Source organism: Bradyrhizobium manausense (assembly GCF_018131105.1).
Classification (GTDB): domain Bacteria; phylum Pseudomonadota; class Alphaproteobacteria; order Rhizobiales; family Xanthobacteraceae; genus Bradyrhizobium; species Bradyrhizobium manausense_B.
Genome location: NZ_JAFCJI010000001.1, coordinates 3,184,737 through 3,211,712, shown reverse-complemented (window position 1 = coordinate 3,211,712; position 26,976 = coordinate 3,184,737). Strand labels below are relative to the sequence as shown.

General features: G+C 64.5%; 29 protein-coding genes. 19 read left to right on the top strand and 10 right to left on the bottom strand.

What is annotated here, in order from left to right:
• Window positions 1-20 precede the first annotated feature (20 nt).
• Window positions 21-1,469: a caspase family protein gene (locus tag JQ631_RS15365; RefSeq protein ID WP_212327358.1), complete on the top strand. Its 1,449-nt coding sequence runs from the start codon at window positions 21-23 to the stop codon at window positions 1,467-1,469.
• A gap of 7 nt (window positions 1,470-1,476) precedes the next feature.
• Here the strand turns inward: JQ631_RS15365 and JQ631_RS15360 are convergent, their stop codons facing one another.
• Window positions 1,477-1,983, bottom strand: a complete 507-nt coding sequence (locus tag JQ631_RS15360) for a hypothetical protein (protein WP_212327357.1) — start codon at window positions 1,981-1,983, stop codon at window positions 1,477-1,479.
• A 192-nt stretch (window positions 1,984-2,175) separates the two neighbouring features.
• Here JQ631_RS15360 and JQ631_RS15355 point away from each other — a divergent pair, with 192 nt between their 5' ends.
• The 9 genes from JQ631_RS15355 (at window position 2,176) to JQ631_RS15315 (ending at window position 9,857) form a co-directional block, all read left to right on the top strand.
• Window positions 2,176-2,772, top strand: coding sequence for a superoxide dismutase (locus JQ631_RS15355; RefSeq protein WP_028139981.1), 597 nt, complete (start codon window positions 2,176-2,178; stop codon window positions 2,770-2,772).
• A 423-nt stretch (window positions 2,773-3,195) separates the two neighbouring features.
• Window positions 3,196-3,951 (top strand): metal ABC transporter ATP-binding protein, encoded by a 756-nt coding sequence (locus JQ631_RS15350; protein WP_212327354.1) that lies wholly within the window; start codon window positions 3,196-3,198, stop codon window positions 3,949-3,951.
• Between the two features lie 6 nt (window positions 3,952-3,957).
• Entirely contained in the window at window positions 3,958-4,827 is an 870-nt protein-coding gene (locus tag JQ631_RS15345; protein ID WP_212327353.1) for a metal ABC transporter permease, read from the top strand.
• A gap of 2 nt (window positions 4,828-4,829) precedes the next feature.
• Window positions 4,830-5,693, top strand: coding sequence for a metal ABC transporter substrate-binding protein (locus JQ631_RS15340; RefSeq protein WP_212327352.1), 864 nt, complete (start codon window positions 4,830-4,832; stop codon window positions 5,691-5,693).
• Window positions 5,694-5,748: 55 nt separating this feature from the next.
• Window positions 5,749-6,792, top strand: a complete 1,044-nt coding sequence (locus tag JQ631_RS15335) for a CobW family GTP-binding protein (RefSeq protein ID WP_212327351.1) — start codon at window positions 5,749-5,751, stop codon at window positions 6,790-6,792.
• The gene (locus tag JQ631_RS15330; RefSeq protein WP_212327350.1) at window positions 6,792-7,811 is read left to right on the top strand and encodes a WD40 repeat domain-containing protein; all 1,020 of its coding nucleotides are present in this window, start codon (window positions 6,792-6,794) and stop codon (window positions 7,809-7,811) included. The genes JQ631_RS15335 and JQ631_RS15330 overlap by 1 nt, the downstream gene beginning before the upstream one ends.
• Window positions 7,812-7,841: 30 nt before the next feature.
• A complete protein-coding gene (locus tag JQ631_RS15325) occupies window positions 7,842-8,561 on the top strand; it encodes an MgtC/SapB family protein (RefSeq protein ID WP_212327349.1) in 720 nt (239 codons plus the stop codon).
• Between the two features lie 101 nt (window positions 8,562-8,662).
• Complete coding sequence (locus JQ631_RS15320) at window positions 8,663-9,001, top strand: hypothetical protein (RefSeq protein ID WP_212328613.1); 339 nt, start codon at window positions 8,663-8,665, stop codon at window positions 8,999-9,001.
• Between the two features lie 115 nt (window positions 9,002-9,116).
• Complete coding sequence (locus JQ631_RS15315) at window positions 9,117-9,857, top strand: acetoacetate decarboxylase (protein WP_212327348.1); 741 nt, start codon at window positions 9,117-9,119, stop codon at window positions 9,855-9,857.
• A gap of 45 nt (window positions 9,858-9,902) precedes the next feature.
• Here the strand turns inward: JQ631_RS15315 and JQ631_RS15310 are convergent, their stop codons facing one another.
• From JQ631_RS15310 to JQ631_RS15290, 5 genes are all read right to left on the bottom strand, one after another.
• Window positions 9,903-11,510 (bottom strand): lyase family protein, encoded by a 1,608-nt coding sequence (locus JQ631_RS15310; RefSeq protein ID WP_212327347.1) that lies wholly within the window; start codon window positions 11,508-11,510, stop codon window positions 9,903-9,905.
• Window positions 11,511-11,609: 99 nt separating this feature from the next.
• Window positions 11,610-13,052: a homospermidine synthase gene (locus tag JQ631_RS15305; protein ID WP_212327346.1), complete on the bottom strand. Its 1,443-nt coding sequence runs from the start codon at window positions 13,050-13,052 to the stop codon at window positions 11,610-11,612.
• A 67-nt stretch (window positions 13,053-13,119) separates the two neighbouring features.
• A complete protein-coding gene (locus JQ631_RS15300; RefSeq protein WP_212327345.1) occupies window positions 13,120-13,509 on the bottom strand; it encodes a RidA family protein in 390 nt (129 codons plus the stop codon).
• 145 nt (window positions 13,510-13,654) lie between these two features.
• Window positions 13,655-14,242: a GNAT family N-acetyltransferase gene (locus JQ631_RS15295; protein ID WP_212327344.1), complete on the bottom strand. Its 588-nt coding sequence runs from the start codon at window positions 14,240-14,242 to the stop codon at window positions 13,655-13,657.
• Window positions 14,243-14,377: 135 nt separating this feature from the next.
• A complete protein-coding gene (locus tag JQ631_RS15290; protein ID WP_212327343.1) occupies window positions 14,378-15,520 on the bottom strand; it encodes a type III PLP-dependent enzyme in 1,143 nt (380 codons plus the stop codon).
• Between JQ631_RS15290 and JQ631_RS15285 the strand changes: the two genes are divergently transcribed.
• On the top strand, window positions 15,519-15,707 hold the full coding sequence (locus JQ631_RS15285) for a hypothetical protein (protein ID WP_212327342.1): 189 nt from the start codon (window positions 15,519-15,521) through the stop codon (window positions 15,705-15,707). The genes JQ631_RS15290 and JQ631_RS15285 overlap by 2 nt on opposite strands.
• Window positions 15,708-16,193: 486 nt before the next feature.
• Here JQ631_RS15285 and JQ631_RS15280 read toward each other — a convergent pair whose 3' ends face one another.
• The gene (locus JQ631_RS15280) at window positions 16,194-16,448 is read right to left on the bottom strand and encodes a hypothetical protein (protein WP_212327341.1); all 255 of its coding nucleotides are present in this window, start codon (window positions 16,446-16,448) and stop codon (window positions 16,194-16,196) included.
• 136 nt (window positions 16,449-16,584) lie between these two features.
• On the opposite strand from JQ631_RS15280, the gene JQ631_RS15275 reads away from it, so the two are divergent.
• The 3 genes from JQ631_RS15275 to JQ631_RS15265 are packed head-to-tail and all read left to right on the top strand — an operon-like array spanning window position 16,585 to window position 20,413.
• Window positions 16,585-18,663, top strand: coding sequence for a M3 family metallopeptidase (locus tag JQ631_RS15275; protein WP_212327339.1), 2,079 nt, complete (start codon window positions 16,585-16,587; stop codon window positions 18,661-18,663).
• Complete coding sequence (locus JQ631_RS15270; protein ID WP_212328612.1) at window positions 18,663-19,301, top strand: DUF1007 family protein; 639 nt, start codon at window positions 18,663-18,665, stop codon at window positions 19,299-19,301. The genes JQ631_RS15275 and JQ631_RS15270 overlap by 1 nt, the downstream gene beginning before the upstream one ends.
• Window positions 19,298-20,413 carry a nickel/cobalt transporter gene (locus JQ631_RS15265; protein ID WP_212327337.1) on the top strand — a complete coding sequence of 372 codons (1,116 nt, stop codon included), beginning with the start codon at window positions 19,298-19,300 and terminating at the stop codon, window positions 20,411-20,413. Before JQ631_RS15270 ends, JQ631_RS15265 begins: the two co-directional genes overlap by 4 nt.
• Before the next feature lie 62 nt (window positions 20,414-20,475).
• Here JQ631_RS15265 and JQ631_RS15260 read toward each other — a convergent pair whose 3' ends face one another.
• Window positions 20,476-20,874 carry an MAPEG family protein gene (locus JQ631_RS15260; protein ID WP_212327335.1) on the bottom strand — a complete coding sequence of 133 codons (399 nt, stop codon included), beginning with the start codon at window positions 20,872-20,874 and terminating at the stop codon, window positions 20,476-20,478.
• A gap of 82 nt (window positions 20,875-20,956) precedes the next feature.
• Here JQ631_RS15260 and hemH point away from each other — a divergent pair, with 82 nt between their 5' ends.
• The 4 genes from hemH to JQ631_RS15240 all read left to right on the top strand — a co-directional run bounded on the left by hemH (window position 20,957) and on the right by JQ631_RS15240 (window position 24,682).
• A complete protein-coding gene (gene hemH, locus JQ631_RS15255; protein WP_212327333.1) occupies window positions 20,957-21,994 on the top strand; it encodes a ferrochelatase in 1,038 nt (345 codons plus the stop codon).
• A gap of 10 nt (window positions 21,995-22,004) precedes the next feature.
• Window positions 22,005-22,970, top strand: a complete 966-nt coding sequence (locus tag JQ631_RS15250) for an ABC transporter substrate-binding protein (RefSeq protein WP_212327331.1) — start codon at window positions 22,005-22,007, stop codon at window positions 22,968-22,970.
• Window positions 22,971-23,177: 207 nt separating this feature from the next.
• Window positions 23,178-24,182: an SPFH domain-containing protein gene (locus tag JQ631_RS15245; RefSeq protein WP_212327329.1), complete on the top strand. Its 1,005-nt coding sequence runs from the start codon at window positions 23,178-23,180 to the stop codon at window positions 24,180-24,182.
• Window positions 24,183-24,238: 56 nt separating this feature from the next.
• Window positions 24,239-24,682, top strand: coding sequence for an NfeD family protein (locus tag JQ631_RS15240; protein ID WP_212327327.1), 444 nt, complete (start codon window positions 24,239-24,241; stop codon window positions 24,680-24,682).
• Between the two features lie 180 nt (window positions 24,683-24,862).
• Here the strand turns inward: JQ631_RS15240 and JQ631_RS15235 are convergent, their stop codons facing one another.
• Window positions 24,863-25,189: a winged helix-turn-helix transcriptional regulator gene (locus JQ631_RS15235; protein ID WP_212327325.1), complete on the bottom strand. Its 327-nt coding sequence runs from the start codon at window positions 25,187-25,189 to the stop codon at window positions 24,863-24,865.
• A gap of 71 nt (window positions 25,190-25,260) precedes the next feature.
• Between JQ631_RS15235 and JQ631_RS15230 the strand changes: the two genes are divergently transcribed.
• Entirely contained in the window at window positions 25,261-25,815 is a 555-nt protein-coding gene (locus tag JQ631_RS15230) for a carboxymuconolactone decarboxylase family protein (RefSeq protein WP_212327323.1), read from the top strand.
• A gap of 108 nt (window positions 25,816-25,923) precedes the next feature.
• On the opposite strand, the gene JQ631_RS15225 is transcribed toward JQ631_RS15230, so the two are convergent.
• Complete coding sequence (locus JQ631_RS15225; protein ID WP_212327321.1) at window positions 25,924-26,931, bottom strand: KpsF/GutQ family sugar-phosphate isomerase; 1,008 nt, start codon at window positions 26,929-26,931, stop codon at window positions 25,924-25,926.
• Window positions 26,932-26,976 lie beyond the last annotated feature (45 nt).

Here is a 26,976-nt window from a genome sequence, read left to right as displayed (position 1 = left end):
GTTGACACGCGGGAGTTTCGATGCGCCGGCTGGTCACTCCTCTGCTGACAGTCTTGCTGGTTTGCTGCGCCAGCGGCCCCGCGATGGCCGACAAGCGCGTGGCGTTCGTGGTCGGCAATTCCAACTACCAGAATGTCGTGGCGCTTGCCAATCCGGCCAATGACGCCGGCGCCATTGCAGACTTGTTCAGGAAGGCCGCCTTCGACGTCGTGGAGAGCCGCCGTGACCTGAAGAACACGGATATGCGGCGCGCGCTGCGCGACTTCACCGAGAAGACGCGCGATGCCGATGTAGCCGTCATCTATTATGCCGGCCACGGCATGGAGGTCGACGGGACCAACTATCTTATTCCGGTCGATGCCGTTCTGGAGCGTGACACGGATGCCTATGACGAGGCGATCTCGCTCGACCGGATCCTGCAAGCCATCGAGCCGGCCAAGCAGTTGCGTCTCGTCATCCTCGATGCCTGCCGGGACAATCCCTTCGTCAAGAGCATGAAGCGAACGGTGGCCTCGCGTTCGCTCGGCAGGGGTCTTGCGGGCGTCGAGCCGTCACGGCCGAACACCCTCATTGCGTTCGCGGCGAAGGGCGGATCGACCGCCCAGGATGGCGACACCAGGAACAGCCCCTTCACGACCGCCCTGCTGAAGCATCTGGGGACGCCGGGCCTCGAGCTCGGCAAGGCGTTCAGGCTGGTTCGTGATGACGTGATGAATGCGACCGGCAACAAGCAGGAGCCGTTCGTCTATGGCTCGCTCGGTGGCAACGACGTCGTGCTGGTACCGACGGTGGCGCCGGCCCCGGCCGCCAACGCCGATATCCGCGCGGACTACGAGCTTGCCGAACGTGTCGGCACGCGGGAGGCGTGGCAGTCCTTCATCGCGGCACATCCGAGCGGCTTCTATGCCGATCTTGCCAAGGCCCAGCGCAACAAGCTGGAACAGGGCAGGCTGACGGCCTCGGCGCCGGAGGTCGAGGCGAAGCCGACGCCCCCGGCGACAGAGCCGGCCAAGTCTGTCGAAGTGACCGTGGCCTCGCGCGCGCCGGCCGAAACCAGGCCGGAGCCATCGCCGCCGCCCGACCTTCCCCGTCTGCTTCAGGCCGAATTGAAGCGGGTCGGTTGCAAGACGGGCGATGTTGGCGGCGAATGGGATGCGTCCGCGCGGCGGGCGCTCACCGCGTTCAACGACAATGCCGGCACCAAATTCGACGTCAAGCTTGCAAGCCTCGATGCGCTGGACAGCGTCCGCGCCAAGGCCGGGCGCGTTTGCCCGCTCGAGTGCGACCGCGGTTTCCGCGCCAGCGGCGAAGCTTGCGTCAGGATCGTCTGCGACGAAGGCTATGTGCTCGGTGCCAAGAACAGCTGCGAGAAGCGGCCCGAACGCAAGGCGACGACAACCCCGCGGCGTTCCACGGGAGGTGGCGGCCGGCATTGCTTCGTCTATGGCGGCAACTCCTTCTGCGAGTAGGAGCCGTTCAATACGGCGTACACTCGCTACGCACGATCCGCGGTTTCGAGCACAGGGCAGTCCCTATCTTGCCCTCGAAGGCGTATTGCCGCTTGCCCGGCTTTAGCCGGTTCTCGATTCGCAGCGAGCATGCATTCCCAATCACCGTCATGTAGACGATGATGTAATTGTTTGGATATTCGCGCACGGCTTTCAGCGTGTGCTTGCCCGCCACGCGCAGCGCGGCCGACCCGCCTGTGGCTTCCGTCGGCTTGGCGCCGAGCTTTGCTGTGTATTGCGTATGGCCCTCGATATTGGACTGCATGTCGAGCGTCGCGGTGCGATCCGTCGACAGCATGCCAGTGCCCTCGGCATGAACAGGAAAATCCTTCACGGAAGGCTCCTGGCAATCGGCCAGCGCGTCAAATGAGAATTTGGCGCGCGCCGTGACGTTGGCGGCTTCGCTCTTGGCCGACATCAACAGGACGAGACTGGCGAGCGTGGTGAAGATACAGGCGGACTTGAATTTGGACATTTCAACCCCCCTTAAGTCAAACATTTCATTCGCAATAATGGTCTGAGAAGTTAATTCCATCCGCGGGCCGGACGCAAATGGGCCATGCGGTCGCATCGCGCCTTTTCGCAAATTGGCGGTATTTAACGGCGCAGGAACCTTCTATAAGAGTTCTCGTTAAGCCAGTTCCCCATCAGTCGCGGACAACATCCCATGACCTTTACGCTGCCCCCTCTCCCTTACGCCTATGATGCCCTCGGCCAGTTCATGTCGAAGGAGACGCTGGAATTCCACCACGACAAGCATCATCAGGCCTACGTCACCAACGGCAACAACGCGCTCAAGGGCACCGAATGGGAAGGCAAATCCCTTGAGGAGATCGTCAAGGGCTCGTTCGGCAAGAACCCCGCGGTGTTCAACAACGCCGGCCAGCACTACAACCACATCCACTTCTGGAGCTGGATGAAGCCCAACGGCGGCGGCACCAAGCTGCCGGGCAAGATCGAGAAGAAGATCAACGAGGACCTCGGCGGCTTCGAGAAGTTCAAGACCGACTTCCAGGCGGCTGGCGTCGGCCAGTTCGGCTCCGGCTGGTGCTGGCTCCAGGTCAAGAACGGCAAGCTCGAGATCTCCAAGACCCCGAACGGCGAGAATCCGCTGGTGCATGGCGCCACCCCGATCCTCGGCTGCGACGTCTGGGAGCACTCCTACTACATCGACTATCGCAACCGCCGTCCTGACTATCTCAAGGCGTTCGTCGAGAACCTCGTGAACTGGGAATACGTCGAGTCCCTGTTCGAGAAGGCCTAATTTAGTCTCGTCGTCCGGCCGCACTGGCCCGAAATGACACAACAACAGAGGCGGTCGCTCGCGCGGCCGCCTCTTTGCTGTGGGGAATTGTGGCCACTCCGCCATTGCGATGATGATCGGCAAGCCCTGCGCCGCCGTGGACAGGCGTAATGTTATAATATAACGTCCTGGCATGGTTCCCGCCGCGTCCCACGCCCACCATCACGACCCTGCTCATGGCCACTCTCACGGCCATTCCCACGACCACGGGCATTCGCACGGGCACGACCATAGCCACGCGCATGTCCACGATGCGGCCTCGCCGCACCCGGCCCAGGCTGCGCCCTGGTCGATCCTGCGTATGACCATGGCAGGCCGCCTCTCGGCCGCCGTCGCCGTCTGTGCCCTTCTCTGGGGCGTCGTCTGGCTGGCGATGAGGTGACCATGGCAGCACTTCACTTTCACAACGTCACGCTCGGTTATGACCGCCATCCGGCCGTGCACCACCTCAACGGCGAGATTGCATCAGGCGCCCTGGTCGCGGTGATCGGCCCCAACGGTGCCGGCAAGTCGACGCTGCTGCGCGGCATCGTCGGCATCCTGCGGCCGCTCGACGGCAGCATCCATCTCGGCGGGCTTGATAGCCGCGACATTGCCTATCTGCCGCAGAGCGCGGACATCGACCGCACCTTCCCGATCTCGGTGTTCGATTTCGTCGGCACCGGTTTGTGGCGCGGGATTGGCTTGTTCGGCGGCATCGGCCGGCCCGCGCGCGAAAAAATCCTCCGCGCGATCGCCGCTGTCGGCCTCAACGGTTTCGAGAACCGCCCAATCGGCACGCTCTCGGGTGGGCAGATGCAGCGCGTGCTGTTCGCGCGGGTGCTGCTGCAGGATGCGCGCCTGATCGTGCTCGACGAGCCCTTCAACGCCATCGACAGCAAGACCACGACGGATCTGCTCGCGCTGGTGAAGCACTGGCACGGCGAGGGTCGCACCGTGCTGGCCGCGCTGCACGACATGGAGATGGTGCGCACCCATTTCAGCGAGACGCTGGTGCTGGCGCGTGGCCCGGTGGCGTGGGGACCGACGGCCGAGGCGCTGACGCCCGAGAACCTGGTGGTCGCGATGCGGATGTGCGAGGCCTTCGACGACGGCGCCGCCGCCTGCGCGGCCGACGATGTCCCCTCGCGGGCGGCGTGATACCTGATGATCTATGACGCGCTGATCGGCCCGTTCACCGAATTCGAGTTCATGCGGCGGGCGCTCGCCGCTGTGATCGCGCTGTCGCTCGCCGGCGCGCCGATCGGCGTGTTCCTGATGCTGCGGCGGATGAGCCTTGTCGGCGATGCCATGGCACATGCAATCCTGCCGGGCGCGGCCGTCGGCTTCCTGCTCTCCGGCCTCAATCTTTTTGCTATGACGGCCGGTGGCCTGATCGCCGGCTTTGCGGTTGCAATCCTTGCCGGCGTGGTCGCGCGCTCGACCGGGCTGAAGGAGGACGCCTCGCTCGCGACCTTCTATCTGGCCTCGCTGGCGCTGGGCGTCACCATCGTTTCGATCAAAGGCACCAATATCGACCTGCTGCACGTGCTGTTCGGCAACATCCTCGCCATGGACGACCAGACGCTGCTGGTCGTTGCCTTCAACGCCACGGTGACACTGCTGGTGCTCGCCGTGATCTATCGCCCCCTCGTGATCGAGAGCGTCGATCCACTCTTCCTGCGCACCGTCAGCCGTGCCGGGGGCCCGGCGCATCTCGCCTTCCTGGCACTCGTCGTCATCAATCTCGTCAACGGCTTTCAGGCGCTCGGCACGCTGCTCGCGGTGGGCCTGATGATCCTGCCGGCGGGCATCGCGCGGTTCTGGTCGCGCGATCTCACGGTCATGATCTGCATCGCGGTGGTCGCTGCCGCGCTCTCCGGTTATGCCGGGCTCGTGCTGTCGTTTCAGACCCGCGTGCCCTCGGGGCCTGCGGTCATTCTGGTGGCGACCGTGTTCTACATTGTCTCGGTCCTGTTCGGCCGCGTCGGTGGCGTCGTCAGGCAGATGTTTCCCGGCCGGCATCTGGAGGCGTGACGATGCGCTTCCTTCTGCTCCTTGCCGCGCTGCTGATCGGTTCGCCGCTGCATGCCGCGGAGCGGCTCAACGTGGTCGCGAGCTTCTCGATCATTGCTGACTTCGTCCGCACAATCGCTGGCGACCGAGTCAATCTGACGACGCTGGTCGGTCCTGATAGCGACGTCCACGTCTATACGCCTGCGCCAGGGGATGCGAAGCGGATCGCTGAGGCCAAACTCGTCATAGTCAACGGGCTTGGGCTGGAAGGTTGGCTACCCCGCCTGGTGCAGTCTGCGGGCAGCAAGGCGCAGGTGGTCACCGCAAGCGCTGGCATCGCGCCCCTGAAGTTCGGGTCGGCCGCAGATCCGCATGCCTGGCAGTCGGTCCCCAACGCCAGGATCTATGTAGCGGACATCACCAACGCGCTGGCGGTCGCCGACCCGGATGACATGGAGTTTTTCCGCACCCAGTCGAAAGCCTATCTGGAAAAGCTCGAAACGCTCGACCGTGAGGTCCGTGAGGCCGTGGCCAAGATCCCGGCCGAGCGGCGCAAGGTGATCTCGACCCATGACGCCTTCGGCTATTTCGCTGCCGAATACGGCGTCCGGTTCGTGGCTCCCCTGGGGGTCTCCACCGAAACCGAGCCCAGCGCGCGGGACATCGCCACCATCATCGGCCAGATCAGGGCTGAGAGGATCCCGGCGGTATTTCTGGAAAATATCAGCGATGACCGCCTGATCCGGCGGATCGCGGCCGAGACCGGCGCAAAGGTCGGCGGGACCCTGATTTCGGACGGTTTGACCGGCGAAAAGGGGCTCGCACCCACTTACATTGACATGGTCAGGCACAATATAAAGGCCCTGACCAGCGCGCTTGACCAATAGGGCAGGGGCCACCCTGCCTGGCGTCGCGCGAAAAGCCCGATAGTCCGGAGTTGTTATGTCTGAAGCGACCTCCCAGAAAATTCCCGTGACCGTGCTGACCGGCTATCTCGGTGCTGGCAAGACCACGCTGCTGAACCGCATCCTGTCGGAAAACCACGGCAAGAAATACGCCGTCATCGTCAACGAGTTTGGCGAGATCGGCATCGACAATGACCTCATCATCGGCGCCGATGAGGAAGTGTTCGAAATGAACAACGGTTGCATCTGCTGTACCGTGCGCGGCGACCTCGTCCGCATCATGGACGGCCTGATGAAGCGCAAGGGCAAGTTCGACGCGATCATCGTCGAAACCACCGGCCTTGCCGATCCGGCGCCGGTCGCCCAGACCTTCTTCGTCGACGAGGACGTGCAGAAGAACGCGCGCCTCGATGCGGTAGTGACTGTTGCGGACGCCAAATGGCTGTCCGACCGGCTCAAGGACGCGCCCGAGGCCAAGAACCAGATCGCGTTCGCCGACGTCATCGTGCTGAACAAGACCGATCTCGTCACCAAGGGCGAGCTTGCCGAGGTTGAGGCCCGCATCCGCGGCATCAATCCTTACGCCAAGCTCCACCGCACCGAGCGCTGCTCGGTGGCGCTGGCCGACGTGCTCGATCGCGGTGCGTTCGACCTCGACCGGATCCTCGACATCGAGCCATCTTTCCTGGAGGCCGATGATCATGACCACGACCATGATCATCATCACGATCACGACCATCACCACCATGATCACGGCCACGGTCTGAAGCACTATCACGACGAGGACATGCAGTCGCTGTCGCTCAAGACCGACAAGCCGCTCGATCCGAACGTGTTCATGCCCTGGCTGCAGAATCTGGTGCAGGTCGAGGGCGGCAAGATCCTGCGCTCGAAGGGCATCCTCGCCTTCCACGACGACGACGACCGCTACGTCTTCCAGGGCGTCCACATGATGCTGGAAGGCAACCACCAGCGGAAGTGGAAGGACGGCGAGCCGCGCGAGAGCCGCCTCGTCTTCATCGGCCGCGAATTGCCCGAAGAGCTCATTCGCACCGGCTTCGAGAGCTGCATCGTCTCGTGATGAAAGAGTTTACGCCCGCCCCCGATTCCGCCTCGATCGTCTCCGTCACCGACCGCGTCAAGCCTGTCAAGCTTGGCATGGGCGTGACCTCGGTGCATTTCCTCGGCCCCCGCGCCGCCTTCGTTGGCGGCGAAGAGAACGTCGCGTTCGTCGACGCCAAGGGCGAGATCACCTCGGTTGCCGTGCACAGCGGCGGCATTCTCTCGGCTGCCTCCGACGGCAAGCGCCTCGTGATGGGCGGCGACGACGGCAAGGTCGTCTCGCTCGATGCCAAGGGCGAGGTGACGCTGCTCGCCACCGATCCGAAGCGCCGCTGGATCGATGCGGTCGCACTGCATCCCGACGGCGCCTACGCCTGGTCGGCCGGCAAGACCGCGACCGTCAAGAGCGGCAAGGCCGAGGAAAAGTCGCTCGATGTCCCCTCGACCGTCGGCGGTCTCGCCTTCGCGCCGAAGGGATTGCGGCTTGCGATCGCGCATTACAATGGCGCGACGCTGTGGTTTCCCAACATGGAAGGGTCAGCCGAATTCCTGCCCTGGGCCGGCTCGCACCTCGGCGTCACCTTCAGCCCGGACAACAAATTCCTAGTCACCTCGATGCATGAATCGGCGCTGCACGGCTGGCGGCTCGCCGACAACAGGCACATGCGCATGACCGGCTATCCCGGTCGGGTCCGCTCGATGTCCTGGAGCGTGGGCGGCAAGGGGCTGGCGACCTCGGGCGCCGACACCGTCATCATCTGGCCGTTCGCCAGCAAGGACGGCCCGATGGGCAAGGAGCCCGCGATGCTCGCGCCGCTCCAGGCGCGTGTGGCCGTGGTGGCCTGCCATCCGAAGAACGACATTCTGGCCTGCGGCTACAGCGACGGCACCGTGCTGATGATACGCTTGGAGGATGGCGCGGAGATCCTGGTCCGCCGCAACGGCACGCCGCCGGTGGCTGGGCTGGCCTGGAACGCCAAGGGCACGCTGTTGGCCTTCGCTGACGAAAATGGGGACGGCGGTCTGCTGGAGCTTTGATCTGTCATCGTTCCGGCCGTATAGGGGACCATGCGGTTCCTGACGACCTTCCAGCTCGCTGATTTCGCCGACACGCTGGTCAGCCTGTTCACGGCCTTCGTGCTGGGCACGCTGATCGGCGCGGAGCGGCAATATAGGCAACGCACTGCCGGACTGCGCACCAATGTGCTGGTCGCGGTTGGCGCCGCAGCTTTCGTTGATCTCGCGATGCATCTGGCGGGCGCCGACGGCGCGGTGCGGGTGATCGCCTATGTCGTCTCCGGCATCGGTTTCCTCGGCGCCGGCGTCATCATGAAGCAGGGTATGGACGTGCGCGGCCTCAATACCGCGGCGACGCTGTGGTCCTCGGCCGCGGTGGGCTCCTGTGCTGGCGCTGACATGGTGGCGCAGGCGGCCGCGCTCACGGTGTTCGTCATTGCCGGCAACACCATGCTGCGCCCGCTGGTCAATGCCATCAACCGTATCCCGCTGAATGAGAAGGCGCTGGAGGCGACCTACTACTTCAAGCTTGCGGTCACGACCGACGCCTTGCCCGACATGCGCGACCGGCTCGTCGACAAGCTCGAGGCCGCCAAATATCCGGTGGCCGACGTCGACGTTGTCGAGATTGGCGATGATGATCTTCTGGAGATCGTCGCCAAGCTGGTCGCGACCGCGGTCGATCCCAACGAGCTGAATGCGGTGGCGACCGATCTGCAGCACCTGCCCGGCGTCCGTCACGCCACCTGGGAAGTCAGCACCACGGAGTAGATGCGGTCTTTTGGCGCGCAAGCGCGCGGTTCCCGCCTTTCAATAAACGGAACCGCAGTCGTGGAAATTCGTTGATCCCGCAGATAAAGGCGGTGATCCACATGCCCGGCCAGAACGACAAGCGAAACCTGAAGCTCGACCTCACAATCGCCTGTTCGCTGTTCGCAGCAGGCGTGCTGGTGTCGGTGATGTCACTGGCGCAAATCCGCGCTGAAAACCGGATGGAGCTGGCGCAGGCCACGCAGCCGCTGCAGGGCACGCCGTCCACCAATCAGGACAAGACGCCCGCCGAAGCCAAGCCTGGTGGCGAGCGCCCGACGACGCCGGCGCCCGAGCCCGCGCGCCCCGATCCGCAGACCCAAGGCGCGGCGGGGGCCGCCAAGCCGGCATTGCCACCGGCCCCGGCCGAGAAGATCGCGCCGCCGCTCGAGAAGAAATAGCCTCGACGCTCGCGCATCTTGACGCGTATGTGACAATCGATGCCGATTTAACGATCTCGCCTCGGCGCGCGGCTCGCTCCATAATCCGTCGAACCAACGACAGATGGGGCCTGCCATGAAGATCGAGGATGTCCGCCGTACCGCATATTCGATGCCGCTCACCAACCCGTCGTTCCCGCCGGGGCCATATCGCTTTTTCAACCGCGAATATTTCATCATCACCTACAGGACCGATCCCGAAGCGCTTGCCGCCATCGTGCCCGAGCCGCTCGAGGTGGCGGAGCCGGTGGTGAAGTACGAATTCATCCGCATGCCCGACTCGACCGGCTTTGGCGACTACACCGAGACCGGGCAGGTGATTCCGGTCCGCTTCAAGGGCGAGCTCGGCGCCTACACCCACGCGATGTATCTCGACGACGAGGGGCCGATCGCCGGCGGCCGCGAGCTGTGGGGCTTTCCGAAGAAGCTGGCGCGGCCGAAGATCGAGGTCGAGAGCGACGTGCTGGTCGGCTCACTGCATTATGGCTCTGTGCTCTGCGCCTCCGCGACCATGGGCTACAAGCACCGCAAGGTCGACCTCGACGCGGTGCTGCAGCCGATGAAGGCACCGAACTTCATCCTGAAGATCATCCCGCATGTCGACGGTAGCCCCCGGATCTGCGAGTTGGTGCGCTTCCATCTCGAGGACATCACGCTGAAGGAAGCCTGGACCGGCCCCGCCGCGCTCGGCCTGTTTCCCCACGCGCTCTGCGATGTCGCCCGGCTGCCGGTGTGCGAGGTGGTCTCGGCGCTGCACTTCAAAGCTGACCTGACGCTCGGGCTCGGCAGCGTGGCGTTTGATTACCTGGCGAAGTAACGCGAGTGGGCGGGGCGCGGCATGGCGCGCCCCGATCCGTCGTTCTTAATGCGCCGCGGCGTTCGGCAAGAGCGCCGCAAACGCCTGATCGAGCGCGGTGTCGGCCTTCGCGATCTTGTCGCGCTGGGCGGCAAGCCAGAGCTTGTCGGCATCGAGGCGCTGCTGGGCCACCTTGAGCATGCGTGCAGTCTCCTCCGGCTGCGGACCGCCGACGCCCTTGGTGTGCGCCACGATCCATTCCGGTGACATCACTTCCCTGAATTCGGCCTCGCTCATCGGGAAGGGCCTTGCCGGCATGTTGAATTTGGCAAGCGTCTTGGCGAAGAGGTCAGTCACCTCGCTGAAGGGGATGGTCTTGGGCGTGAGATCCAGCGGCCGCGCATAGCTGACCATCTGTGACGCAAAGCCGTGTCCGACCCGGAACGGGATCTGGTGGGCCTGCAACAGCAGCTCGGCGAGGTTCATTGTCGAGGTCCAGTCGCTCTCCAGCTCTTCCCTGGCGCGCGGCTTGTTGACCACGATCGCATCGAACACCCGGTCGGTGGCGGTGACCATCTTGACGGCACGCGGAAACAAGCCGAGGTCCTCGAATTCGAACTTGTAGTCGACCATGCCCGACATGACGTTGTGAGTGCGGATCGACACCGCCCCCGACAGTCCCACCACATCTGAAGCGGCAATCCTCGCCTGCATGATCAGGCCCGGATTGCGCTTCTGTGGCATCGAGCTGCTGGTGTAGGTCGAGCCCTCCTGCAGCAAGAGCCACGGTCGCACCTCGGCATATTGCGTGTGCAGGTCCTGCATCATCACGCCGATGCGGATGGCGGCCGAGTTGGCGATCGCGGCTGCCTCAAGCTGGTTGTCGAATGGGATCACCTGGTTCGCGTCCATCGAATTCTCGACGATGCCGTCAAAGCCGAGCAGCTCGGCGAGCCGCGCGCGGTTCAGCGGCCAGATCGAGTCGGACATGACGCCGACGCCCATCGGGCTGAGGTTGAGGCGGCGATAGGCCTCGCTGATGCGCTGCTGGTCGCGCTCGAACGATTCCTCATAGCCCAGCAGGTAATGACCATAGGTGATCGGCACCGCCTGCACGCCGTTGGTATAGCCGGGCATCAGTGCATCGAGATTGTCGGCCGCCTTGGCGAGCAGCTTGGCACGCAAGCCGAGCAGCGCGTCGGCAAAATCCAGCGTCTGGTTCCGCAGTTTGGCCGCGCGATAGGTTGCGTACATGTCCTGGCGGCTGCGCCCGGCGTGGATGACGGAGGCCTCCTCGCCGACCTTGTCGGTCATGATCTTCTCGATCTGCAGGACGTCGCTCGGGCGCTTGCCGTCGGGTTCACGCGCCTGGCGGATGGTGTAGTCCACGCCCCCGGCGATCAGCTGGCCGGTATCCTTCGGGAAGATGCCCTCCTCCACCAGCATCACGGTGGAGGCCTTGTTGATCTTGTTGAGCCAGTAGAACTGGTCCTCTGCCGCATCCGATTTGCTGGTCGAGAGCAGCGCGCCGCTGGGGGCGTTGGCGCCGATCTTGGCGGCGTTTTCGTTGCATTCCTGCGTGGTCTTGCAGGGCAACTGACCGGTGTCCGCGGCCAATGCGTGGGATGCGATCAGGAGGCTGATGCCTCCCGCGATGCAGGCGATATGCTTCATGCGGACCTCCCGGTTGCCATGCGACCGGGCGGTTGGTTAGCACCCGCGCTGGCGGAAGGCTATTAGCCTCCCGTCCATTGCGGCTCGGACAGGTCTCTGTCAGCGCACCAGGACGTTCTTGAACTGCCAGGGATCGCTGGTGTCGATATCCTCCGGGAACAGGCCCGGGCGATCCGTCAGCGGGGTCCAGTCGGTATAGAAACCCTTCACCGGGCCGAGGTAGGGCAACTGGATTTCCAGCAGGCGATCGAAATCCATCTCGTCGGCTTCGACGATGCCTTCCCTGGGGTTCTCCAGTGCCCACACCATGCCGCCGAGCACGGCGGAGGTCACCTGCAGGCCGGTCGCGTTCTGATAGGGCGCGAGCGCGCGGGTCTCTTCGATCGAGAGCTGCGAGCCGAACCAATAGGCGTTGTTGTCGTGGCCGAACAGCAGCACGCCGAGTTCGTCGATGCCGTCGACGATCTCGTTCTCGTCGAGGATGTGGTGCTTCTCCTGCATCTTCGCGGCGCGGCCGAACATTTCGTGCAGCGACAGCACGGCGTCGTCGGCCGGGTGATAGGCATAGTGGCAGGTCGGCCGGTAGACCGCCTTGCCCGATGCGTCACGCACCGTGAAGTAATCCGAGATCGAGATCGACTCGTTGTGGGTGACGAGGAAGCCGTATTGCGCCCCGCGGGTCGGGCACCAGGTCCGCACGCGCGTGTTGGCGCCGGGCTGCATCAGGTAGATGGCGGCGCCGCAGCCGGCCTCGTGAGTGTGCGCATTCTCGGGCATCCATTTTTCATGGGTGCCCCAGCCGAGTTCGGACGGCTGCACGCCTTCCGACAGGAAACCTTCCACCGACCAGGTGTTGACGAACACATCAGGCTCCTTCGGTGTCTTGGAGCGCTGGGTGTCGCGTTCGGCGATGTGGATGCCCTTGATGCCGGCCTGCCGCATCAGATCCGCCCATTCGGCCTTGGTCTTTGGCTTGGGGGCGTTGAGCTTCAGGTCCGCGGCGACATTGAGCAGCGCCTGCTTGACGAAGAAGGAGACCATGCCGGGGTTGGCGCCGCAGCAGGAGACGGCCGTGGTCGAGCCTGCGGGACGCGCTTTCTTGGCGGCCAGCGTCACTTCGCGCAGCGCGTAGTTGGAGCGGGCTTCCGGGCCCTTCGTGGAATCGAAATAGAAGCCGAGCCAGGGCTCGTTGACCGTGTCGATGTAGAGCGCGCCGAGCTCGTTGCAGAGCTCCATGATGTCGGTCGAGCCGGTGTCGACCGACAGGTTGACGCAAAAGCCCTGGCCGCCGCCTTCGGTGAGCAGCGGGGTCAGCAGCTCCCGATAATTGTCCTTGGTCACGGCCTTCTGGATGAAGCGCACATTCTGCTTCTCGCAATGCGCCTTGCGGCCTTCGTCCTTGGGATCGATCACGGTGACGCGCGACTTGTCGTAATCGAGGTGCCGCTCGATCATCGGCAAGGTGCCTTTGCCGATGGAGCCGAAGCCGACCATGACGATGGGACCGGTGATCTTCGCGTAGATCTGCGAGGGAGGGCTCATGGGATGGTTTCTCCGGAACGTGCTGTCGGACAATTGGGGATGGGTGGATCAGGCGCTGCGGCGCTTGTTAGACGCTGCGGCGCTTGGCGGTGACTTCGATCTCGACCTTCATCTCGGGCTTGTAGAGCGCCGAGACGACGAGCAGCGTGGCCGCCGGGCGGATATTGCCGAGGACCTCGCCGCAGACTGCGAAGTGGGCGTCGGCATCCCCAGCGTCGGTGAGGTAGTAGGTCGCACGAATGATGTCGGCCATCTCGAACCCGCCCTCCGTCAGGGCCGCCGCGATGGTCTTGAAGCAGTTGCGTGACTGGCTCGTGACGTCCGCCGGCATCGTCATCGTCGCGTAGTCATAGCCGGTGGTTCCCGCAACGAAGCAGAAGTCGCCGTCGACCACGGCGCGGCTGTAGCCTGCGGTCTTCTCGAAGGGGGAGCCGGTGGAAATCAGGCGACGGGACATGGGTTCGGCCTCGACTGAAGGGGGAATTTCGTGGGGTTAAAGGGCGTTTCCGGGGCTCACGCAACCCCAAAGGAATAGCTTAACGCGGACACGGTCGCGCGCTGCCGCGGAACGCGGCTTCGGTCGTCGCCATCATGGCTATCCCTTAGGCCGCGTGCGCTTGGAGGGCGCGAACTACCCTCCGTTTAGGCAGGGCCGCTCCGGTCGGGATGATCATCCCCTCGGCGCCATCGAGCGCGCCGGCCTCGAGTTCGATCGCCAGCAGGCGGTCGCGCTCGAATGGGCCGGGCAGCACCAGTGCACTGGTCTTCTCGGCTGAGAAGCCGAAGCGGGCATAGTAAGGCGCATCGCCGAGCAGGATTACGGCGACATGCCCGCGCGCCCGGGCGGCGGCCAGCGCTTGGTTCATCAGCGCGGCGCCGATCCCGAGCTCGCGGCAGGCAGGGTCCACCGCCAGTGGTCCGAGGACCAGGGCGGGCCTGCCGCCGGCGCTGACGTGCCACAGCCGCACGGTTCCCACGAGCTTGCCCTCGCGCATCGCCGACAGGGCAAGGCCTGTGGCGGGCGCGCGTCCGTCGCGCAGGCGCTGGCAGGTGCGGCCGTGGCGGTCCTCGCCAAAGCTGGCATCCAGCAGCGCTTCACGCGACGCGACGTCGGCAGCACGTTCCGCACGGATCGCGAACGGAGCGGCTTCCGAAGTGAGGGCGACTTGTGGCTTCCGAAAAGTGGTCATGGCGCGTCAGTCCCCGCTTGAGACCTGCGTGCGTACGGCACGCAGGTCTCAAGGCGTCGTCAGAATGGCAATGTCGGATGGGGAGCCGGCAAGCCGGCTCCCGGGTTCGTCAGGCCTCAGAAAGAGAGAGGCGGATCAGATGTGGTACGTCCGCAGCGGCGGGATGCCGTTGAACGCCACCGCCGAGTAAGTCGACGTATAGGCCCCGGTGCCTTCGATCAGCAGCTTGTCGCCGATCTCGAGCGTGACGGGGAGCGGATACGGGTTCTTCTCGTACAGCACGTCGGCGCTGTCGCAGGTCGGGCCCGCGAGCACGCACGGCGTCATGTCCGCACCGTCATGCGGCGTGCGGATGGCGTAGCGGATCGACTCGTCCATCGTCTCGGCGAGACCGCCGAACTTGCCGATGTCGAGATACACCCAGCGCACCTCGTCCTCGTCGCTCTTCTTCGAGATGAGCACGACCTCGGATTCGATGATGCCGGCGTTACCCACCATGCCGCGACCCGGCTCGATGATGGTCTCCGGAATCTGGTTGCCGAAGTGCTTGCGCAGCGCGCGGAAGATCGAGCGGCCGTAGGTCACGACCGGCGGCACGTCCTTCAGGTACTTGGTCGGAAAGCCACCGCCCATGTTGACCATGGAGAGGTTGATGCCGCGCTCGGCGCAGTCACGGAACACCTGCGAGGCCATCGCCAGCGCACGGTCCCACGCCTTCACCTTGCGCTGCTGCGAGCCGACATGGAAGGAGATGCCGCACGGCTCCAGGCCCAGGCGCTTGGCGACGTCGAGCACCTCGACGGCCATCTCCGGGTCGCAGCCGAACTTGCGCGACAGCGGCCATTCGGCGCCGGCGCAGTCATAGAGGATGCGGCAGAACACCTTCGCGCCGGGAGCGGCACGGCCGATCTTCTCGACTTCGGCGACGCAGTCGACCGCGAACAGGCGAATGCCGAGCGCGAAAGCCCGCGCGATGTCGCGCTCCTTCTTGATCGTGTTGCCGAAGGAGATGCGGTCGGGCGTCGCACCGGCAGCCAGCGCCATCTCGATCTCGGCAACGGTCGCGGTGTCGAAGCAGGAGCCCATGGAGGCCAGCAGCGCCAGCACTTCCGGCGCCGGGTTCGCCTTGACGGCGTAGAACACGCGGCTGTCGGGCAGCGCCTTGGCGAAGGTCTGGTAATTGTCGCGCACGACCTCGAGATCGACGACGAGGCACGGCTCGGTGTCGAGACCTTCCTTGCGGCGGTTACGCAGGAATTCCTGGATACGTTCGGTCATGGCACTCTCCAACGGTCCCAGCGACGGGATCCGCATCAACGTGACGTCGGATAAGAGCGCTTCGGCCAAACCGCGCGATGGAGGCGCGTTGAAGCCAAAAGACTCAAACCAGACTGTGCTGCCGTGGATTGGTTGGGAGAGCTTCCCGCCCGCACACCTGGCAATGAAGGACAAGCCTTTTCAGTAGCCCGCGCCGGCGGTGGAATGCCGGTAGAGACCAAAAAAGCCCGATCCGTCGTTGCTTTAAGTCGCGTCCCCCGTTGAGAGCGGGGTGCGCCGGTTCGCCTCCGGCTGCCAGTCACGGTTGCAAAAAGTGAAGTCACCTTCGACAAGGCATCTCTTTGAGAGAGATGCTGGACGCTCCGGGTTTGCTTCGTCGTCCGACCTTTCGGTCTTTGACTTCCGCACTTCCGAAGAGCCCCTCGGCTTCTTCACCCCTTGGCGGCTGTCCGGCCTCTTGTCCGGATACCTACCGACTGACACACGACCACAGGCACGTGCGAAATTGGGCAAGAGCGCACATAAGGGTTTTGACTCGCCTTCGCAAGAATTTTTTTAGGCTGAGAACAGATTTGCCTAACATCTGCTTGCGCAGTGTTGCGCGAGCGACGCGGAAGATGAACAGGCGTTAAGTTTTTCGTGTCGTGCGCGCGACTCGCGTGCGCGGGAGACGTCAGCCGCGCTTGAAGAACGGCTCGACGCGCTGAGCTGCGCGGATGAAGGCGGTCATGACGAGCACGCCGAGCGCGAACAGCACGGCCTGAAGGATGTGCGCGCCCTGGTCGCCGAGCCCGAACAGAATCGCGAGTGCCCAGCCGCCGGCGAACGCCGCGCCGAACACCTCGGCGCCGATCAGGATGGCCGCGCTGACAATGGTGATGACGCTCGGCCAGACGATCTGACGGGAAGACGAGGAGGGCGCGTTCATGGGCGATGGGGTCCGGTGTTTCGAGGGCCGCAATCTCCCCGAAAAGCCGGGCGGGAGCAAGGCCAAATGGCCCAAAAAAGCCCCATCGCGTGCTATAGCTGGCCCCAACAAATTGCCTCGAAAATCGGGACTTGCGATGTCAGAACCCCGCCAAACTACGGACTCCGAGACCAATCCGCTGCTCAAGGCCTGGGTGACGCCGTTTGCGACCCCGCCCTTCGACGAGATCACGCCGGAGCACTTCCTGCCCGCCTTCGAGCAGGCCTTCGCAGACCATTCCGCGGAGATCGCTGCGATCACCAATGATCCCGCCGCGCCCGACTTCGCCAACACCGTCACGGCGCTGGAGCGATCCGGCAAGCTGCTGAACAAGGTCGCCGCGGTCTTCTACGACCTGGTCTCGGCGCATTCCAACCCGGCCATCCTGGATATCGACAAGGAGGTCTCCTTGCGGATGGCACGGCACTGGAATCCGATCATGATGAATGCCGTGCTGTTTGGTCGCATCGCCCACCTGCACGAGAACCGCGCCAATCTCGGCCTTGACCCGGAGCAGCTCCGCCTCCTGGAGCGCACCTACACCCGCTTCCACCGCGCCGGCGCCGGCCTGTCCGACGAAGCCAAGACGCGCATGGCCGAGATCAACGAGAAGCTGGCCCAGCTCGCGACCGGCTTCAGCCATCATCTGCTCGGCGACGAGCAGGACTGGTTCATGGAGCTCGGGGAGGCCGACCGCCAGGGCCTGCCGGAGAGCTTCGTTGCCGCCGCCAAGGCTGCGGCAGAAGACCGCGGCATGGAAGGCAAGGCGATCGTCACGCTGTCGCGCTCCTCGACCGAGCCGTTCCTGAAGAGCTCGGCCCGGCGTGACCTGCGCGAGAAGGTCTACAAGGCCTTCACGGCGCGCGGCGACAACGGCAATTCCAACGACAACAACACGGCCATCGGCGAGATCCTGAAGCTGCGTGAGGAGAGCGCCAAGCTGTTGGGGTACCCGACCTTCGCCGCCTACCGGCTCGAGGATTCCATGGCCAAGACGCCGGATGCGGTGCGGGGCCTGCTGGAGCGGGTCTGGAAGCCGGCGCGCGTCCGGGCGCTTGCCGATCGCGACGAGATGCAGGCGCTGATCACGGAGGAGGGCGGCAATTTCAAGCTCGCGCCCTGGGACTGGCGCTTCTACGCCGAAAAACTCCGCCTTCAGCGCGCCAATTTCGACGACGCGGCGATCAAGCCGTATCTCACGCTCGACCACATGATTGCGGCGGCCTTCGACTGCGCCACGCGCCTGTTCGGCATCACCTTCGAGGAGCGAAAGGATGTGCCGGTCTGGCATCCCGACGTCCGGGTCTGGGACGTGAAGGGTCCCGACGGCAAGCACAAGGCGCTGTTCTATGGTGACTACTATGCCCGGCCATCGAAGCGCTCCGGCGCCTGGATGACCTCGCTGCGCGACCAGCAGAAGCTCGATGGCGAGATCGCGCCGCTCGTCATCAATGTCTGCAATTTCGCCAAGGGCACCGGCACCGAGCCCTCGCTGCTGTCGCCCGACGACGCCCGCACCCTGTTCCATGAGTTTGGCCACGGCCTGCACGGCATGTTGTCCAACGTGACCTACCCGTCTCTCTCGGGCACCTCCGTCTTCACCGACTTCGTCGAGCTGCCCTCGCAGCTCTACGAGCACTGGCAGGAGCGCCCCGAAGTGCTCCAGCAGTTCGCTCGCCACTACCAGACCGGGGAGCCGCTGCCGGACGATCTGCTCAAGCGGTTCATTGCTGCGCGCAAGTTCAACCAGGGCTTTGCCACGATCGAGTTCGTCTCTTCGGCGCTGGTCGACCTCGAATTCCACTCCCAGCCTGCCGCCGCCGCGCAAGATGTCCGCGCCTTCGAGAAGAAGGAGTTGGAGAAGATCGGCATGCCCCAGGAAATCTCGATGCGGCACCGCCCGACCCAGTTCGGTCATATCTTCTCCGGCGATCACTATGCTGCAGGCTATTACAGCTACATGTGGTCGGAGGTGATGGACGCCGATGCCTTCGGCGCCTTCGAGGAAGCCGGCAACATCTTCGATCCCGCGGTGGCCAAGCGCCTGCATGACGACATCTATTCGAGCGGCGGATCGGTCGATCCGGAAGCCGCCTACGAGGCGTTCCGCGGCCGGCCGCCCGAGCCCGACGCGCTGCTCCGTCGCCGCGGCCTGCTCGACGAAAAGGCGGCCTGATCGGCATGCGCGCCCTGCCGGGATGGCTGCTCGCCGTCGCCATGATGCTCGCATCAGGCGCAGCGAGCGCGCATCCGCATGTCTGGATCACCGCGACCAGCGAGTTGCTCTACGCCGAGGATGGTTCGATCACCGGTGTTCGCCACGCCTGGACTTTCGACGACATGTTCTCGGCCTATGCGGTTCAGGGGCTCGAGGCCAAGAAGAAAGGGGCCTATACGCGCGAGGAGCTGGGGCCGCTGGCGCAGACCAATGTCGAGTCGCTGAAGGAATATGCCTACTTCACCTTTGCGCGAGCCGACGGCAAGAAGGAGCGCTTCAACGAGCCGGTCGACTACTTTCTCGACTACAAGGATGCGGTGCTGACCCTGCACTTCACGCTGCCGCTGAAGAATCCGGTCAAGTCCAAGCAATTGGTGCTCGAAGTGTTTGACCGCTCTTATTTCATCGACTTCCAGATGGCCAAGGACAATCCCGTCAAGCTGGTCGGCGCTCCCTCGGGCTGCCAGATGAAGCTCGATCGTCCCAGCGACGGCACCGCGACCGCGCAGAAGCTCAACGAACAGACCTTTATGGACGGCCCGAACGCCAATTTCGGCATGATGTTCGCCAACAAGATCACGGTGGATTGCCCTTGAAGCTGCATCGTACGCCGCTTGGGCGGGCGCTTATCGTCTGCGCCGCTGTCCTCCTCGTCGTTGGCCTGGCCGACGCCGCGCTTCATGATGTCTTCGCGCAAAATCCGTTCGGCGCACCGAAGCCGGCGCAGGCGGCGGAGCCCGGGGCTAGCGGTCTCATCGGCTGGCTTTTGGCCAAGCAGTCGGAATTCTATCGCCAGATATCGTCGACCATCCGCGCTGCCAAAACCGATGGCTCGGCGGTGTGGACGCTGCTCTTCATCTCATTTGCCTATGGCATCTTCCATGCCGCCGGCCCTGGCCACGGCAAGGCGGTGATCGCCTCCTATCTCGTCGCCAACCGCGAGACCGCCCGGCGCGGCATCGCGCTGTCGTTTGCCTCCGCGCTGATGCAGTCGCTGGTGGCGATCCTGATCGTCGGCATCTCGGCGTGGATTCTGAACGCCACCGCCAGGACCATGTGCAAGGCCGAAGGCGCGATAGAGATCGCAAGCTACGCGTTGATCGCGCTGTTCGGCCTGCGGCTGGTCTGGGTCAAAGGCCGTACCTTCATCCGCGCGCTCCAGGCGGCGCAGCCGGTGCCGGCGATCGCAGGCGTGCCGCATGACCATCATGGTCACGGTCATCACCATCATCATGATGCGCACGATCACCACGGCGATGATCACGATCACAGCCACGATCATGCGCATGCCCATCACGGGCACGACCACGTCCATGACGAGCATTGCGGCCATTCCCACGGCCCGACTCCGAGCGAGCTGGCCGGCCCCGGCGGCTGGCGGCGCGGCTTTGCCGCGATCCTGACCGTCGGCATCCGTCCCTGCTCGGGCGCGATCCTGGTGTTGGTGTTTGCGCTCGCTCAGGGCCTGTTCTGGGCCGGCATTGCCGCGACCTTCCTGATGGGCCTGGGTACCGCAATCACGGTGGCGGCGATCGCGGTGATCGCCGTCTCCGCCAAGGACGTCGCTGCTCGCCTCAGCGCAGGACGCGACGGTGGCGGTGCGCTGTTCATGCGCGGTATCGAGCTTGGCGCTGCCGCGCTCGTGCTGCTGTTCGGGGCGGGGCTGTTGTTCGGCTATATCGCGGCTGAAAGGACGACGTGTTTCTAGGCCCAGCTCTCGTGCCGCGGACGCAGCGTTTCACGCTGCACCGCGTCCGGGACACGCCATCTTCACACCGGCAGCAACTTCTTCAGCATCGGCATGAAGAAGATCCCGAGATTGATCGCAAAGCCGATGCTCCAGAGGATGGAGCGCAGCGTCGGGCGGTTGCCGAGATAGGTCAGCACATAGGCGATCCGCACGATCAGGAACAGCGCTGCAAGCTCGTCGATCAGGCGCTGCGGTGAGTCCCTGTATTCGGCGAGCAGCACGGCGAACGCAAAGAACGGAAAGGTCTCGATGCCGTTCTGGTGCGCGCCGAGCGCGCGCTGCGCGATGGCGTCCTCATAGAAGGCGGGGTCGCGCGGTCGGGAATTGTCGAAGCCGCGAAACCTGATCCATTTGATCGAGGCGATCGTTACGAGATAGAGCAGCAGCGCTCCGAGAACGCAGAATTCCGCGAGCGTCATCTTCCCTCCCCCGCTTGGGGGCGACCCTAGCCAAAGCGGGCTCATCTTGACAAGTTCGGAGCAACGCGCGACCCACGAGGCCATGACGACCATCGCCCCTATTGAGGTCACGAAATCGGCTGCACCATCGGCCCAGCCGCGTGTCGGCGTGCTGCTGGTCAATCTCGGGACGCCCGATACGGCCGATGCGCCGGGCGTGCGGGTCTATCTCAAGGAATTCCTGTCGGACGCCCGCGTCATCGAGGACCAGGGCCTGATCTGGCAGCTGGTGCTGAACGGCATCATCCTGCGCAGTCGTCCCCGCACCAAGGCGCTCGACTACCGCAAGATCTGGAATAATGTGCGGAACGAGTCGCCGCTGAAGACCATCACGCGCTCGCAGAGCGACAAGCTCGCCGCCGCGCTGTCCGATAGCGCGCATGTCGTGGTGGATTGGGCGATGCGCTACGGCAACCCCTCGATCAAGGCGGGCATCGATGCGCTGATCGCCAAGGGATGCGACCGCATCCTCGCCGTTCCCCTTTATCCGCAATATTCTGCCCCGACGTCGGCGACCGTCTGCGACGAGGTGTTCCGCGTGCTCGCCCGCCTGCGCAATCAACCGACATTGCGGGTGACGCCGCCCTACTATGAGGACGCGGCCTATATCGAGGCGCTGGCCGTCTCGATCGAGGCGCATCTGGCGACGCTGCCGTTCAAGCCGGAGCTGATCGTCGCCTCGTTCCACGGCATGCCGAAATCCTATGTCGACAAGGGCGATCCCTATCAGAGCCACTGCGTCGCCACGACAGAAGCGCTGCGCCGCCGGCTCGGGATGGACGAGACGAAATTGCTGCTGACCTTCCAGTCGCGCTTCGGCAACGATGAATGGCTGCAGCCCTACACCGACAAGACGATGGAGCGTCTCGCGAAGGAAGGCGTGCGCCGTATCGCGGTGGTGACGCCGGGCTTTTCCGCCGACTGCCTGGAGACGCTGGAGGAGATCGCGCAGGAGAACGCCGAGATCTTCAGGCACAATGGCGGCGAGCAGTTTTCTGCGATCCCCTGCCTCAATGACAGCGATCCCGGGATGGACGTGATCCGCACGCTGGTGCTGCGCGAGTTGCAGGGTTGGGTCTGAGGAGCGCTCCATGAACCGCCGGGAATGTTTGGCGCTTCTTGGGACGATCACGGCGTTTGCGCCCTCCGCTCTGGCACAGCAGCCGACGACGATGCGCCGGGTGGGCGTGCTCACGGTCACCGATGATGACGTGATCGGGCAGGCCCCCCTTGCCGAGGCGCTCTCAGCCCTTGGCTGGAAGGAACAGGCCAATCTTCAGATCGACTGGCGCAGTGGTGCCGGCGACAGGCAGCGCATCGCGCAGTTCGCAGAGGAGCTGGTCGGGCTCAAGCCCGATGTCCTGTTCGCGATCGGTACGCCTTCGGTCGAGGAGCTGCAGAAGCGCACGACGTCGACGCCGATCGTCTTTGCCGTGATCACCGACCCTGTCAGCCAGGGCTTTGCCAAGAACCTCGCCCATCCCGGCGGCAACCTCACCGGGTTCACCGATTATGATGGCCCCCTGGCCGGCAAGTGGCTGGACCTGCTGACGCAGATTCACCCAAGGGTCTCTCGCGTCCTCGTCGTCTACAATCCGGCGACCGCGCCCTTCGCCGACCTCATGTTGCGCACCATCGAGGAGGCAGGACGCACGCTTCATGTGACAGTCGAGCCCGCGCCGGTCCACGATGCGGCTTCGCTTGCCGCGCTGGCCTCCCGCACGGATGGCGGCTTCCTGGTGCTGCCCGACTTCTTCACCATGGCCAATCGTGCGCCGCTGCTCGCGGCCATTGTGCAGGCGCAGGCGCCGGCGATGTTCTGGAGCCGCATGTTCGTCGACGAGGGTGGGCTGATGTCCTACAGCACCGACAGCGCCGAGCAGCTGCGCCGCGCCGCCGGCTACATCGATCGCATTCTGAAGGGTGCGCTGCCTGCGGATCTTCCGGTCCAGAATCCGACCAAATTCGAGCTCGCCGTCAATCTGAAGACGGCCAAGGCGATCGGCGTCACGCTTCCCCCAAGCCTGCTCGCAACCGCGAACGACGTCATCGAGTAGCGTCGCAATTTCTTAACGATTGTCGCTAGGTGTTTGCCGTCAGGCTTTCAAGAGCCCTTCGCAAATACATAAACGTGACCGTTCCCTCGCCGGCCGTCTTGTGCAGAATGGGGCGGATGCCGACGTGAAAGGGCGACCGCTGAACCGGTGGGGTCCTGGTCCCGACCAATGGCAGCGCGGGAAGGGGCTTCCCGCCTTGGAGGAAATATGAGCGGTTTCGATATTTTCGCGATTGTTCTGGTGTTGCTCGTCATCGTCACGCTGATTGCCGGCGTGAAGACGGTGCCGCAGGGCTACGACTGGACCATCGAGCGGTTCGGAAAATACACCCAGACGCTGAGCCCCGGGCTCAACCTGATCGTGCCCTATTTCGATCGCGTCGGGCGCAAGATCAACATGATGGAGCAGGTGATCGACATTCCCGAGCAGGAGGTCATCACCAAGGACAACGCCACCGTGACGGTGGACGGCGTCGCCTTCTTCCAGGTGTTCGATGCGGCGAAGGCGAGCTACGAGGTCGCCAATCTGACCCAGGCGATCACGGTGCTGACCATGACCAACATCCGCTCGGTGATGGGCTCGATGGATCTCGACCAGGTGCTGTCGCATCGCGACGAGATCAACGAGCGCCTGCTGCGCGTCGTCGATGCCGCGGTCTCGCCCTGGGGCGTCAAGGTCAACCGTATCGAGATCAAGGACATCGTGCCGCCCGCCGACCTCGTCGAGGCCATGGGCCGGCAGATGAAGGCTGAGCGCGTCAAGCGCGCCGACATTCTCTCCGCCGAAGGCCAGCGCCAGTCCGAGATCCTGCGCGCCGAGGGCGCCAAGCAGGGCCAGATCCTCCAGGCCGAAGGCCGTCGCGAAGCCGCCTTCCGCGACGCCGAGGCGCGCGAGCGTCTGGCCGAAGCCGAGGCCAAGGCGACGACGGCGGTGTCGGAAGCGATCGCGAAGGGCGACGTCGCCGCGCTGAACTATTTTATTGCCGACAAGTATATCAAGGCATTCGGCCAGTTCGCGGACGCGCCGAACCAGAAGATCATCATGCTGCCGATGGAGGCGATGAGCCTGCTGGGCTCGCTCGCCGGCATTGGCGAGATCGCGAAGGCGACATTTGGCGAAAGCGCGGCCTCTGCGGCTGCAGCCGCTCGGCGTCCCGGCTCAGTGCCTCCGACGGGCGGCACACCGCCCACGGTCCCGCCGCGGCAGGGGTAAGGAACGGCGCGTGACCTTCTGCTAGGGGTCACGCGCTCACATAGAGAGGTCGTGTCATGACCGACATGTTCATATCGCTCGGCACCTGGAACTGGCTGATCTTCGGCTTCATCCTGATGGCGCTGGAGGTACTTGCGCCGGGCGTGTTCCTGTTCTGGCTCGGGCTCGCAGCACTGCTGGTCGGCCTGATCTCGTTCGGCGTTGCTGTATCGTGGCAGATCCAGCTCGTGATGTTCGCGCTGTTCGCGGCTGCTGCGGTGCCGGTGTGGCGCCGGCTCGCCCGGCCGAAGCCGGATGCCAGCGCCAGCCCCTTCCTCAACAAGCGCACCGAGGCGCTGTTGGGTCGAGAGTTCACGCTGGAGAAGCCGATCATCGACGGCAATGGTACCGTCCGCATCGGCGACACGGTATGGCGCGTGGCAGGCCCGGATACGCCGGCGGGAACGAAGGTGAAAGTGGTGCAGGTGGATGGCGCCAATCTGACGGTGGCCGCGGCGTGAGCTTTCTTACCCTCTCCCCTTGTGGGAGAGGGTGGCTCGCCGCGTAGCGGCGAGACGGGCGAGGGGTATCTCTCCTCACGCGATGCTGTGTTGGTGAGGCATACCCCTCATCCGGCGCTTCGCGCCACCTTCTCCCACAAGGGGAGAAGGAAGCTCAGCGTGTGCGGCTGGCTCTTGCTTTCACCTCTTCCATCTCTCCGCAAACCGGTGCAGCGGCATGAACGTCTCGCACAATTCCCGCCCCAGCGCCGTTAATCCATAACCCCCGCTGTCACCCAACTCGACGAACCCCGCCTCGCGCAGCTCCGTCAGCCGCGCCTGCAGCACCGTTGGCGAAGCCTCGTCACAGGCCGTGCGCAGCGCGCGCGAGGTGAGCGGATCCTCGCGCAGCTCCCATAATATCCGCAGGCTCCAGCGCCGGCCGAGCAGGTCGAGCAGCGCCATGATTGGCCGACCGGTGCGCGAGCCGCGCACGCGACGTTCCCCTGATGCTGCCTGTCTTGCCATCACGCCCCCCTTGCTTCTTGCTACAGATAATGTAGCGTATTGCTACGATAATTGTAGCAAAGAAGGCGCCCATGTCATCCCCCACGCCGCGTATCGCCCCGCTCGATCAGCCTTATCCCCCGGAGATCCAGGCGCAGTTCGACCGCATCATGCGCGGCGCGCCGCCGCTGGTGCTGTTCCGGGTGATGGCCGGCCACGGCCGCGCCTGGGACAAGTTTCGTGCCGGCGGTCTGCTCGATCCCGGGCCGCTGTCGTTGCGCCAGCGCGAGATCGTGATCGATCGCACCTGCGCGCTCAACCGTTGCGAATATGAGTGGGGTGTCCATGTCGCGGTCTTCGCCGCACCGGCAAAGCTCACCGAGGATGAGGTCCGCGCGACTGTGGCGGGTGATGCGAGTTCATCCTGCTGGTCGCCGGCCGAGCAGGCCCTGATCGCTGCAATCGACGCGCTGCATCACTGCGCGACGTTCACGGACGCCGAGTTCGCAGCGCTGTCGGCGCATTACGACGAGGCGCAGATTCTGGAGATCATGCTGCTCTGCGGCTTCTATCGCACGGTGTCGTATCTGGCGAACGGACTGAAGCTGCCGCTGGAGGAGACGGCTGCCCGGTTTCCGCAGATCTAGCCAGCCGTCATTGCGAGGCGCGAAGCGACGAAGCAATCCAGGCTGCCTCCGTGGAAACAGTCTGGATTGCTTCGCAGCGCTCGCAATGACGAGCGGAGAGAGCTGGGTTTAAGCCACGCCCGCCCGCAACAGATCGTGCAGATGCACGATGCCGACCACCTTGTCCGCCTCGGTCACGACCAGCGTGGTGATCTTGCGGGTGTTCAGCACCTCGATCATCTCGCTCGCGAGCATCGAGGGCGGCACCGTCTTCGGCTGCTTCGTCATGATGTCGTCGACGGACACCGTCAGCAGGTCCGGCCGCATGTGGCGGCGCAGATCGCCGTCGGTGATGATGCCGACAGCCTCGTTCGCGGCGTTGACGATGCAGACGCAGCCGAGCCCTTTGGCCGACATCTCCATCACCGCATCCGACATCTTGGTGCCTTCAGGCTTCACCGGGATCTCCGCGCCGGTGCGCATGTAGTCGCGGACGAATTTCAGCATCGCACCCAGCTTGCCGCCGGGATGGAAATGGGCGAATTCCAGCGCGGTGAAGCCGCGGCCTTCGAGCAGCGCGATCGCGATGGCGTCGCCGATTGCCACCTGCATCATCGTCGACGTGGTCGGCGCCAGATTGTGCGGGCAGGCCTCGCGCGCCCTCGGCAACTCGATCACGATGTCGGCCGCCTGGCCGAGCGAGGACGCCGCGTTCGACGTCACCGCGATCATCGGGATCGCAAAGCGCGCCGAGTAGTTGACGAGCGTCTTCATCTCCGGCTGCTCGCCGGACCAGGATAGCGCCATGATGACGTCGTCGGTGGTGATCATCCCGAGGTCGCCATGGGCGGCTTCAGCGGTGTGAACGAAGAAGGCCGGCGTGCCTGTCGAGGCCAGGGTTGCGGCGATCTTGCGGGCCATGTGGCCGGACTTGCCGAGCCCGGTGACGATGACGCGGCCCTTGGCGTTGCGGATCAGGTCGACCGCCTTGGCGAACGCTTCGCCGAGCGGGCCGCGCAAGGCGGCCGCGAGTGCGTTGATGCCGCCGCTCTCCGTCTCCAGCGTGCGGAGCGCGGATTCGACGCTGTCGGGGGTGGGGCCGGATGATTGGGTCATCAGCGGTTTCGAACTCGGCATGTCATGGTCCAGGGAGGAGGGGCGTCGGCCCATTGGCGTCTGCTT

Excerpts from the sequence above, each read along its gene's own strand:
- JQ631_RS15305 (WP_212327346.1), bottom strand. The coding sequence starts at position 13,052 with ATGAGCCCTCCCTCGCAGATCTACGCGAAGATCACCGGTCCCATCGTC.
- JQ631_RS15245 (WP_212327329.1), top strand. The coding sequence starts at position 23,178 with ATGAGCGGTTTCGATATTTTCGCGATTGTTCTGGTGTTGCTCGTCATC.
- JQ631_RS15280 (WP_212327341.1), bottom strand. The coding sequence starts at position 16,448 with ATGAACGCGCCCTCCTCGTCTTCCCGTCAGATCGTCTGGCCGAGCGTC.
- JQ631_RS15355 (WP_028139981.1), top strand. The coding sequence starts at position 2,176 with ATGACCTTTACGCTGCCCCCTCTCCCTTACGCCTATGATGCCCTCGGC.
- JQ631_RS15345 (WP_212327353.1), top strand. The coding sequence starts at position 3,958 with ATGATCTATGACGCGCTGATCGGCCCGTTCACCGAATTCGAGTTCATG.
- JQ631_RS15330 (WP_212327350.1), top strand. The coding sequence starts at position 6,792 with ATGAAAGAGTTTACGCCCGCCCCCGATTCCGCCTCGATCGTCTCCGTC.
- JQ631_RS15340 (WP_212327352.1), top strand. The coding sequence starts at position 4,830 with ATGCGCTTCCTTCTGCTCCTTGCCGCGCTGCTGATCGGTTCGCCGCTG.
- JQ631_RS15325 (WP_212327349.1), top strand. The coding sequence starts at position 7,842 with ATGCGGTTCCTGACGACCTTCCAGCTCGCTGATTTCGCCGACACGCTG.
- JQ631_RS15225 (WP_212327321.1), bottom strand. The coding sequence starts at position 26,931 with ATGCCGAGTTCGAAACCGCTGATGACCCAATCATCCGGCCCCACCCCC.
- JQ631_RS15300 (WP_212327345.1), bottom strand. The coding sequence starts at position 13,509 with ATGTCCCGTCGCCTGATTTCCACCGGCTCCCCCTTCGAGAAGACCGCA.
- JQ631_RS15235 (WP_212327325.1), bottom strand. The coding sequence starts at position 25,189 with ATGGCAAGACAGGCAGCATCAGGGGAACGTCGCGTGCGCGGCTCGCGC.
- JQ631_RS15285 (WP_212327342.1), top strand. The coding sequence starts at position 15,519 with ATGGCACTCTCCAACGGTCCCAGCGACGGGATCCGCATCAACGTGACG.
- JQ631_RS15250 (WP_212327331.1), top strand. The coding sequence starts at position 22,005 with ATGAACCGCCGGGAATGTTTGGCGCTTCTTGGGACGATCACGGCGTTT.
- JQ631_RS15290 (WP_212327343.1), bottom strand. The coding sequence starts at position 15,520 with ATGACCGAACGTATCCAGGAATTCCTGCGTAACCGCCGCAAGGAAGGT.
- JQ631_RS15320 (WP_212328613.1), top strand. The coding sequence starts at position 8,663 with ATGCCCGGCCAGAACGACAAGCGAAACCTGAAGCTCGACCTCACAATC.
- JQ631_RS15230 (WP_212327323.1), top strand. The coding sequence starts at position 25,261 with ATGTCATCCCCCACGCCGCGTATCGCCCCGCTCGATCAGCCTTATCCC.
- JQ631_RS15310 (WP_212327347.1), bottom strand. The coding sequence starts at position 11,510 with ATGAAGCATATCGCCTGCATCGCGGGAGGCATCAGCCTCCTGATCGCA.
- JQ631_RS15260 (WP_212327335.1), bottom strand. The coding sequence starts at position 20,874 with ATGACGCTCGCGGAATTCTGCGTTCTCGGAGCGCTGCTGCTCTATCTC.
- JQ631_RS15240 (WP_212327327.1), top strand. The coding sequence starts at position 24,239 with ATGACCGACATGTTCATATCGCTCGGCACCTGGAACTGGCTGATCTTC.
- hemH (WP_212327333.1), top strand. The coding sequence starts at position 20,957 with ATGACGACCATCGCCCCTATTGAGGTCACGAAATCGGCTGCACCATCG.
- JQ631_RS15275 (WP_212327339.1), top strand. The coding sequence starts at position 16,585 with ATGTCAGAACCCCGCCAAACTACGGACTCCGAGACCAATCCGCTGCTC.
- JQ631_RS15350 (WP_212327354.1), top strand. The coding sequence starts at position 3,196 with ATGGCAGCACTTCACTTTCACAACGTCACGCTCGGTTATGACCGCCAT.
- JQ631_RS15365 (WP_212327358.1), top strand. The coding sequence starts at position 21 with ATGCGCCGGCTGGTCACTCCTCTGCTGACAGTCTTGCTGGTTTGCTGC.
- JQ631_RS15295 (WP_212327344.1), bottom strand. The coding sequence starts at position 14,242 with ATGACCACTTTTCGGAAGCCACAAGTCGCCCTCACTTCGGAAGCCGCT.
- JQ631_RS15360 (WP_212327357.1), bottom strand. The coding sequence starts at position 1,983 with ATGTCCAAATTCAAGTCCGCCTGTATCTTCACCACGCTCGCCAGTCTC.
- JQ631_RS15335 (WP_212327351.1), top strand. The coding sequence starts at position 5,749 with ATGTCTGAAGCGACCTCCCAGAAAATTCCCGTGACCGTGCTGACCGGC.
- JQ631_RS15315 (WP_212327348.1), top strand. The coding sequence starts at position 9,117 with ATGAAGATCGAGGATGTCCGCCGTACCGCATATTCGATGCCGCTCACC.